Annotated in this window: 11 protein-coding genes; all 11 read right to left on the minus strand. The window is 54.1% G+C overall.

Going from position 1 to position 8,992, the window contains the following annotated elements; all coding sequences use genetic code 11:
- Positions 1-81: 81 nt before the first annotated feature.
- Positions 82-663, minus strand: a complete 582-nt coding sequence (locus HMPREF3101_RS02690; protein ID WP_022862715.1) for an NADPH-dependent FMN reductase — start codon at positions 661-663, stop codon at positions 82-84.
- Between the two features lie 40 nt (positions 664-703).
- Positions 704-973 (minus strand): hypothetical protein, encoded by a 270-nt coding sequence (locus HMPREF3101_RS11855; RefSeq protein ID WP_034666257.1) that lies wholly within the window; start codon positions 971-973, stop codon positions 704-706.
- Positions 957-1,982: a class 1b ribonucleoside-diphosphate reductase subunit beta gene (nrdF, locus tag HMPREF3101_RS02695; protein WP_070462390.1), complete on the minus strand. Its 1,026-nt coding sequence runs from the start codon at positions 1,980-1,982 to the stop codon at positions 957-959. Before nrdF ends, HMPREF3101_RS11855 begins: the two co-directional genes overlap by 17 nt.
- Before the next feature lie 51 nt (positions 1,983-2,033).
- A complete protein-coding gene (nrdE, locus tag HMPREF3101_RS02700; protein WP_070462391.1) occupies positions 2,034-4,229 on the minus strand; it encodes a class 1b ribonucleoside-diphosphate reductase subunit alpha in 2,196 nt (731 codons plus the stop codon).
- A gap of 67 nt (positions 4,230-4,296) precedes the next feature.
- Entirely contained in the window at positions 4,297-4,746 is a 450-nt protein-coding gene (nrdI, locus tag HMPREF3101_RS02705; protein WP_052093126.1) for a class Ib ribonucleoside-diphosphate reductase assembly flavoprotein NrdI, read from the minus strand.
- 116 nt (positions 4,747-4,862) lie between these two features.
- Positions 4,863-5,543, minus strand: coding sequence for a metal-dependent transcriptional regulator (locus HMPREF3101_RS12520; protein ID WP_022862719.1), 681 nt, complete (start codon positions 5,541-5,543; stop codon positions 4,863-4,865).
- Between the two features lie 369 nt (positions 5,544-5,912).
- Entirely contained in the window at positions 5,913-6,332 is a 420-nt protein-coding gene (locus HMPREF3101_RS02715; protein ID WP_070362918.1) for a single-stranded DNA-binding protein, read from the minus strand.
- An 85-nt stretch (positions 6,333-6,417) separates the two neighbouring features.
- Positions 6,418-6,561: a hypothetical protein gene (locus HMPREF3101_RS12035; RefSeq protein WP_168160145.1), complete on the minus strand. Its 144-nt coding sequence runs from the start codon at positions 6,559-6,561 to the stop codon at positions 6,418-6,420.
- A gap of 165 nt (positions 6,562-6,726) precedes the next feature.
- Positions 6,727-6,945 (minus strand): hypothetical protein, encoded by a 219-nt coding sequence (locus HMPREF3101_RS02720; protein ID WP_246816617.1) that lies wholly within the window; start codon positions 6,943-6,945, stop codon positions 6,727-6,729.
- Positions 6,946-7,200: 255 nt separating this feature from the next.
- Positions 7,201-8,214, minus strand: coding sequence for an LGFP repeat-containing protein (locus tag HMPREF3101_RS02725; RefSeq protein ID WP_070462393.1), 1,014 nt, complete (start codon positions 8,212-8,214; stop codon positions 7,201-7,203).
- A 388-nt stretch (positions 8,215-8,602) separates the two neighbouring features.
- A partial coding sequence (locus HMPREF3101_RS12245) for a hypothetical protein (RefSeq protein ID WP_210386158.1) occupies positions 8,603-8,992 on the minus strand: 390 nt, incomplete at its 5' end.

An 8,992-nucleotide genomic window follows, 5' to 3' on the forward strand; every position in this document is an offset into this window, starting at 1 on the left:
CGGACTCACGGTACCAACTACCCCGAATCGACAGCCTTCAAGTACTTCGTAGAGGGCGATGGCTAGGGTTAGCCGCCGTCGCTAGCTGTGCTTGGCTGTTAATGTCATGTCGACCAACTGCAGGAAGCGTATAACGTAGTCTTTGACAAAGCCTGCGGTGCCTTCATTGAGATGGCCGGAGTCTTCGAAGAGGGTGGGGGATTGGCCAAGGAATACCTCGGGCTGACCAGGAAGCGGCATATCGAAGTAGGACAGGGCGAGCCGGAGGTTCTTCTGTGAACTGTAGCCGCCCATGCGGCCTACAGAGTGACTGATGATACCTGCGGGAAGGTTCTTCCAAGCCACATCCGAGTTGGGCTTGGAACCGATGTCCACTGCATTCTTGAGACAGGCAGGGATAGTACGGTTATTTTCCGGGGTAACAAAGAGGACGCCGCTCGAGTTCTTGATGGTGTCGCGGAAAGTGGTGTACTCAGCTGGAATGGGCTTGTCCGTGACCGAGGGGTCATCGTAGTCGAAGTCATAGAGCGGCAAGTCACGGATTTCAACGATGTCTGCCTGGTAGTTTTCAGGGATCATTGTGAGCACTTCGTGTGCAATCTTGCGCGCAAATGAGCCGCGGCGCAGGCTGCCGACGATAACACTAATGCGTGGGGTGGTCATAGGAAGTCCTTTCTTCTTAGTTGGGCGTAGGTACGTGCGATCAAGGGAGAAAAGGCTTGCAGCCAAAGGCAGGCGGTGGCCCGGCGGCGTGGGCGGCAGTAAGAAAGTTATCCACTTTGTCTTCTTCATGGCGGAAGTACAGTTCGATGAGTCCTAACAGTCCCCCGAGGACGGCCTCCCGTGCGGCGGACGTATCCAAAAGCCGCATGGCTGCTGGTTGGTTTCCTTCGCGGATGGCTTCAAACAGCGCGATGGTCTCAAGCCAGCTTCCTTGGTCTGGTCGTGGAAACGGTTTAGAAATCCCAGTCATCATCACTCGTTTCTTCAGCGGTGCCAATGACATAGGAGGAACCGGAGCCGGAGAAGAAGTCATGGTTTTCATCTGCTCCAGGTGCTAGGGCAGCGAGGATTTCCGGGTTCACTTCCGTTTCTTCAGGTGGGAAGTAGTCCGGGTAGCCCAAATTCATGAGCGCCTTATTGGCGTTATAGCGAACGAATACAGCTACATCATCCATGAGCCCCAACGGCTCATATAGCTCGCCGGAATAATCCAGCTCTAGGGCATAAAGCTCTTCGAGCAAGGAAATAGTGAAATCATGCATCTCCTGTTGCCGTTGTGGAGCAGACGTTTCCAGTCCGCGCTGGTACTTGTAGCCTGAGTAGTAACCGTGCACTGCCTTGTCACGCAGAATGAGGCGAATCATGTCTGCCGTATTTGTCAGGGTGGCGTGGACGGAAAAATGCAGGGGAAGATAGAAACCCGCGTAGAGAAGCAGCGAGGAAAGCAGCGTCGATGACACTTTGCGCTTGAGTGGATCGGGTCCAAAATAATGAGTGAGCACTTTTTTGGCGCGTGCCTGGAGAAGGTCATTATTCACCGCCCAGCGGTATGCCTCATCAATTTCTTTCGTACTGCTCAAAGTAGAAAACACTGAAGAGTAAGAACGGGCATGGACTGATTGCATGAAGGCGATGTTGGTATACACGGCCTCCTCGTGCTCGGTGCGGGCATCTTGGATCTGACAGATTTCGCCCACAGTGGCCTGGACGGTGTCCAGGGTGGTGAGTCCCGTGAACACCCGCATGGTGAGGGTGCGTTCCTCCGGTGTCATCCTCTGCCACGCCGGGAGATCGTTTGAAAGTGGAACCTTTTCTGGCAACCAAAAGTTGGCGGTGAGGCGGTTCCACACTTCAAGATCCTTCTCATCGCTCACCCGATTCCAATTGATGGCGCGGATGCGGGCTGAAGGGTCATGCCGGTAACTTGGCGGCGTAACTGAGATGCTGGTTAGCTCAGCAGTGTTTGATGTTGAAGACATAGCTTCTTTCTTTCTTGATGGATGGTTGTGAATGAAGGAAGGACCGTGTTCCTACAGAGCACAGGAAACGCAGCCTTCGACCTCGGTTCCCTGGAGTGCAGGTTGGCGTAAACGGATGTAGTACAAGGTCTTGATTCCGGCTTTCCAGGCATAGATTTGTGCCTTGTTGATGTCCCGCGTAGTGGTGTCAGCGGTGAAGAACAAAGTCAGGGAAAGCCCTTGGTCCACGTGTTGGGTGGCCATAGCGTAGGTGTCGATGATTTTTTTGTACCCCACGGTGTAGGAGTCATCGAAATACTCCAAGTTGTCGTTGGTCATTTCCGGTGCGGGGTAGTACACGCGCCCCAAGCGGCCTTCCTTGCGTATTTCAATCTTGGAGGCAATCGGGTGTATGGACGCGGTGGAATCATTGATGTAGGAAATTGATCCAGTGGGTGGAACTGCCTGCAAGTAGGCGTTGTAGATGCCGTCTTGCATCACTTGGTTCTTGAGCCGTAGCCAATCCTCGCGTTGAGGAATCTGCACGCCAGCCTCATGGAATAGCTGTTTTACGTGGTCAGTGGCCGGCGCCCAGTCTTGGTCGATGTACTTGTCGAAGTAGACGCCAGTGGCATAGGTGGATTCTTCAAAGCCAGTGAATCGTTGACCTTTCTCAACCGCTAGCGCATGGGATGCACGGAGCGCATGATAGGTCACGGTCAGGAAATAGATATTTGTAAAGTCCAGTGCTTCGGCGCAGCCATAAGGAATACGCTTGGAAGCCAGGAAACCGTGGAGATTCATTTGGCCCAACCCGATGGCATGCATGGATGCATTACCGTGAGCGATGGAAGGAACAGCTTCGATATTTGTTAGGTCTGAGACCTTCGTGAGAGCGCGCACCGCGGTTTCAACAGTTTCCCCAAAGTCCGGTGATTCAAAAGCTTTAGCGATGTTGAGCGACCCTAGATTGCAGGAAATGTCCTGGCCAACGGTGGTGTAGTTACCTGAGGCGCCGTAGGTGGATGGCGTGTTGACCTGGAGGATCTCACTACACAGATTGGACATATTGATATGTCCTTTGAGGGGATTAGCGCGGTTGACCGTATCCTCAAAGAGTATGTAGGGGTATCCAGATTCAAACTGAAGCTCAGCCAGCGTGGTGAAAAACTCGCGGGCCTTGATAGTCGTATGAGAAATTCGCGGATTGGAAACCAGCTCGTCGTAATACTCGGTGATAGACATGTCAGACATGGCTACGCCGTACTCGCGAGCGATGTCATACGGGCTAAAAAGATGCATATCCTTGTTCTCTTTGGCCAGCTGGAAGGTTATATCTGGAATAACAACTCCCAGCGAAAGAGTCTTAATGCGGACTTTCTCATCGGCATTTTCCCGCTTGGTATCCAGGAAACGAAGAATATCTGGATGGTGCGCATGTAGGTAGACGGCTCCAGCGCCCTGTCGAGCGCCCAATTGGTTGGCATAGCTGAAGCTATCTTCCAGAATTTTCATGACTGGGACTACGCCGGAAGCTTGGTTCTCAATCTTTTTGATTGGGGCTCCGGATTCGCGCAGATTGCTCAGTAACAAGGCCACACCACCGCCGCGTTTTGAAAGCTGCAGTGCAGAGTTCACGCTGCGGCCAATGCTTTCCAAATTGTCTTCGATGCGAAGGAGGAAGCAGGAGACCATTTCGCCACGCTGGGCTTTTCCTGCGTTGAGAAAAGTAGGGGTGGCGGGCTGGAAGCGTCCGGTCATGATGTCATCCACCAGCTTCTCCGCAAGCTCTTCATCGCCCTGTGCAAGGTACAAAGCTGTGGTGGCGACGCGTTCTTCGTAGCCTTCCAGAAATCGCGAGCCATCAAAGGTTTTCAGTGCGTATGAAGTAAAGAACTTAAATGCGCCGAGGAAAGTGCGGAACTGATGCTTGGCTTGGTGGGCTCTGTCGTACATAGTGCACAGAAAATCGTCATCATAAAGCTCAAGGAATTCCCGCTCGTAGTATTCGTTATCAACCAACCACTCCAAGCGCTGCTTGGTGGATTCAAACTGATGCATGCGGGGAGTGACATGGTGCGCTAAAAAGTCTTGTGTTGCCTCAATGTCCTTGTCGAACTGGATTCTTCCCGAATCGTCGAATAGGTTCAGCTGCGCGTTGAGTGCATGGTAGCTCTTACGCTTACCGACACCGCCGGCATCGTCTGCTGAAGCGGTGCGGGGCGTAGGGCCAATGGGCTGTGTGGGGGTGGCCTTAAGTGGCGGCATTGTGGTTTCCAATCTGTGTGTTGCGGATGTGGTCTTCATTTTGTGGGAAATCAATGGGGTGTAATTGTTAGTTGCTTTGCTGCTCCCAAAACTTGTGAAGGCCCTGCTTTACAGCGGCAACGTCCTTCTGCGTGCCGAGTAGCTCGAAGTGATACAGCTCTGGAACGTGGCACTTAGCGGAAATGATGCGGCCGGCGACGCAGTAAGCGCTTCCGAAGTTGGTATTGCCTGAGGTAATCACGCCCCGGATAAAGGAACGGTTGATTGGGTCATTGAGGAAGTCGATGACCTGTTTGGGGACTGCGCGTTTGAGCGAGCCACCGCCGTAGGTTGGAACGATGAGTACGTACGGGTGTGAAACCTGGATCATTCCGGTTTTCTTGGGCCGCAGTGGAATGCGCACTGCGGGTCTATCTAGGCGTTCGACGAATCTTTTTGTGTTTTCAGAAACGCTAGAAAAGTACACCAAATCTGGTGAGTCTGACATGACAATCCTGCTCATCCTGGCCTTAGCCATAAGTGGGATAGGTGATGATCGAAAAGATTAACTACGTATTACCGTAGTTGCAAACTACGCCGCACCGTAGTTTTTAAAAGGGCAGGTAGGGACAGGATTAATGAGAAAGGGAAAGACTACAGGCTGTGGTGTGCTACAAACACTGCGTCCGTAGCTGGGCGCCCAAGTACTACCCACTGAGTACTGTCGGCTACCTGTACTTCGAGCGATTCTGAAAAGGGCGTTCCTTCGCGCGTGGTAAGAACAGCCCCAATGACGATGCCTTGCTCTTTGAGGAAGGCCAGCAGTTGTGGGTCGGAATCAGAAATGCGTTCCACGGTCACCTGCGGTTGTGCGCCGCTGTCGGTGAGACGGTGCGCACTGGGGATAGTGACCTGTCCATCAACCGTAGGGATAGGGTCGCCGTGTGGATCCCTAGTGGGGTAATTGAGGAACTTATCCACGCGCTCTATGAGCATGTCAGACACCGCGTGTTCAAGATTTTCGGCTTCATCATGGACCTCGTCCCACGTATAATCCAATGCTTGAACCAAAAAAGACTCAAGCAATCGGTGGCGGCGCACCATGACCAATGCGTACTGCCTGCCAAGTTCGGTTAACTCCACAGAGCCATAGGGCGTGTGTGACACGAGCCCTTGCTTCGACATTTTGCGCACTGCATCGGAGACCGAGGAGAGCTTGAGTCCCAGCTGTTTCGCTATAAGTGTGGCGGTAACGGGCTCGGATGACCATTCCTTTAGCCCCCAGATAGCTTTCAAATAGTTCTGGGTACTGGTGGACAGCTCAGAAACAGACATGAGTAAATGTTAACCCAGCTTCCGTATGCGCCTTAGGCGCTGTGCCCCAACGCTCATAGCGAACAGAGGCCAAGTTTGAGAGGAATGCCGGTAAGGTGGGGCCAGTTAAAGCATTCTTCACTTGAAGGAGAACCACTAATGTCTGAGAAGATTTCAATGAACTTGAAGTGCGCCAGCGTAGTGCGTAATGGAATGGCTAGTACACAGTGCAGTAAAACAGCGCATGTAATGGCTCATGTAATGCACTGTGTAGAGACAGAGCGTCTGGAGCAGGAGTATCAGCGCTCCCGTACTGGACGGCGACGGCGTTATGCGTGGTCTGTGCTGAAAAAATAACCCCGCAGGTTTCCCTGCGGGGTGTTGTTGCAACTAGAACGGCACTTCTTCAGAGTCATTAGCAGCAGCGTTATCTGCGCTGTTCTCGCGGCGTGCTGCTCGTGCCTCAGACTCCTTCTTGGAGTCGATCAGCTGCACAGTGTCGATACGCGCTACCAGCGGATAGTGCTTGTTGCCGTCCTTATCGGTGTAGTTGTCAGTCTTCAGCGAGTAGCTCACTGCAACGCGATCACCAGCGCCGATGCATCCGAAGACGCCGAGGTTCTTGGCGTCAGCCACGTAGCCAGTGAGTTCGACAATCTCTGATTCCACCTTGCCTGTGGACTTGTTCTTGAACGTATTACGTGCGTAGACGTTGAGCTTCACCGTCGCACCGCCGTTTGCGTGCTCAAAGATCTTCGGCTCGCGTGCTGCGTTGCCAACGATGGTGCCATTGTTAAACGGGTTGGACATTGTGATTTCTCCTTATATGAGTGAGTGTGTGATTGTCTTTCAATTGTGTGTTTGAGCAGCGGCTTTGCTGCTGCTGTAAGTGCTGTTACAGCACTGCCCAGGGCAGATGTGCCCCTGCTGCTTCCAGGTCGCGTAGCTCTTGTGCGGCACCCGGATCGACGTCTTCGCCATCCATGCCGTCAGACATGAGGTAGAGCAGCTCTAGGTCTTCGTGGGTGTAGTGGTACATGGCGTGCCTCCGTGTCGTGGATTGATTCTCAATCCGTTCTTTGAGACAGCTCTGCTGTCTAGAGACCTCTCCCCTGCTCGGTGGAGATTTCCTTCTTCCCTGGTCACGGCGTGGGTAGAAAAGAAAAACCCCGCTACAGCAACTGCTGCAACGGGGTGTGAAGTACTAGTTTTCGAACAACTGCACGCGAGCCTGAGCACCGCCCTCGTGAACCACTTCTGCGAGACGACTGCCCTCGCCAATGTCGATTAACTTCGCCACCAGCGACGGGAACGTCTCTTTGCTGCTGATCTCGGTGGCCCTGTGTGCGGCAATGCCAGCCAGACCCGTCTGGCCGGTTGCCTGGGCCAGCACGGCGACAGTGGCCGTAAGCTGTGCCCTCATCCCAGGCCAGTGAGCCGGTACAGCGCGCATCACCTGCTCAGCGAACTTGAGCCCATCGCTTTGGATTTCGGCGAAGTTGATCACACTCCATCTGCAACGGGCAGTGTGGATAATCCGCTACCGGTAGTCGGTCAGCGTGCCGGTTACCTGCTGAACTGTATTGATACGTGTTTCGATGAGTTAGGCCTTGCTGCGGCCACCGGTAATGATCTGGTGTTTCGTGATCTTGTACGTGCCAGGATCATTCACCCCGGTTCAAAGCTCGATTCCATCGAGACTCTTGCCGAGGTCGGAGTCACCAGCGCAAGCTACCGCACTATCCAAAGGCGCCTTGCATGCTTTGCTACCGAATCGTTTGGGGAGATCTGGGTAGCCAAAATCTCCAGCTGGCCCCTCTGCACTTTTCCAGTCGTCCAGGATCGTCCCAGAAACAGCATGAGCCCCTAGCCCAGGGGCCCAATAGATTTCTCCTCTTTGAAAGATGCTGAAACGTCCCATTCCATCTGTGACCCCGGCCTCATCAGCTATCGGAAATCCTAAATACCCTGAAGGTCCCCCCAATTCGAGCCATTTATCGAGGATGACTCCGTTGATACTGGCAATCTGAAAGCCTTCCAAGATTGGGGTGCGGTAGACGCGCCCACCCTGGAATTGCTGAACCCAGCCGCTGATCTCACCGTCAATGGTGGTGGATCCTTCCACCGGAACTTCACCACCGAGAGGGTAGCCAAGCCAGCCGGCTTCCCAGCCGTGACGCTGCCACAGGGCCATTGTCATCGGTGAGACCGCATGCGCTCCGGTATCGGGGTGCTGGTAGATGACGCCGCCGACGAACCGCTGACGGTGGCCCTGGCCGTCGGGGTTGATCGACTGGTGTTCGATGGGCAGCAGAAGCCAACTGTTTTCTCCGCCCAGAGCCTCGTAGCGATCCAGGATCTCCCCGCAAACCTTGAATGGGATCAACCAGAACGACTTGCACCGCTCCGCCGTTGTCATGAATGTCCGTGCTTGCGGCTGGGACTGCTCTGTGGCGATCGCGACCTCGGAGCGGTCGGCTTCTGTCTTGTCGTAACCCTCGGGGATGCCGACCTTGTCCGACCACATCTGACCGGGGATGATCTCATCTTGTGGTGGGCCGGAAGCCTCTGCCTGCTGGATCTTGTCCTGGATCTCAGCGATTTCAGCCTCCGTGAGACCGCCGACACCATCAACGACTGGGGGATTAAACGACTGGGGGATTATTCGCATCGTATTGGAACTCTGAGACATAGGTGTCACGGTCCTCCGGGGCAATAATCCGTTCCGATTGTGCGGTAGCCACCGGGGATAGCAAGCCCACAGCGATTAGTGTCGATGCGAGCGCACCGACCAGTTTTCTTCGAAACACCTACAGCACTCCTTGCGAAAGCATTATTATTATCTTTCTGACTATAACCTGCTAGAAAGCTTAAAGTGACATGTATGTTTCGATTAGGAAATGCATCACCCCCAGACGGCTGACACGTTGTGGACTCTATCAGGCCACTTCACCCAACTCATTCCCCATACCCTCTGATGGCGACAACATAGGCCCCCATGCGCCATCGCCGACCATCTGTGGTTTCGTCACCTAAGACGGCCCCGTGCAAGTCGGAGTGTCCCCACTAGGGGCCAGCGTCTAACCGTCATCGGTCAAAATCGGGTCGAGCAGTGCTCCAGCTACCACCAGAGCATTGTCTACGCCATGAAGCTCGGCACGGGGTTGCTGCAGAGTACTGATGAACTTCTCGTAGCCGACCAGCCGCTCCTCACCAGGTAGAACCATGCGAGAGGGCAGGGTTATCACCCGGATGTGTTGTTGGTTCTGCAGCGCAGTGCGTAGTTTCTCAGTGTCTCTCCCAGTGTCATTGGCAGCACCGCAGCCGGTGTGAACTCTGGTACGGGGGCGAACAACAGCGGTGGTGGTGTCGGTGGGGGGCATGGGCGCATTCGGTGGTACCGGCAATCGTGGAAACCGCAACGGGCATGGTGGTCCTGCATCAGGAAACAACACAGGCCACAGTGGTGG

The organism is Corynebacterium sp. HMSC29G08, assembly GCF_001806875.1.
Lineage (GTDB): Bacteria > Actinomycetota > Actinomycetes > Mycobacteriales > Mycobacteriaceae > Corynebacterium.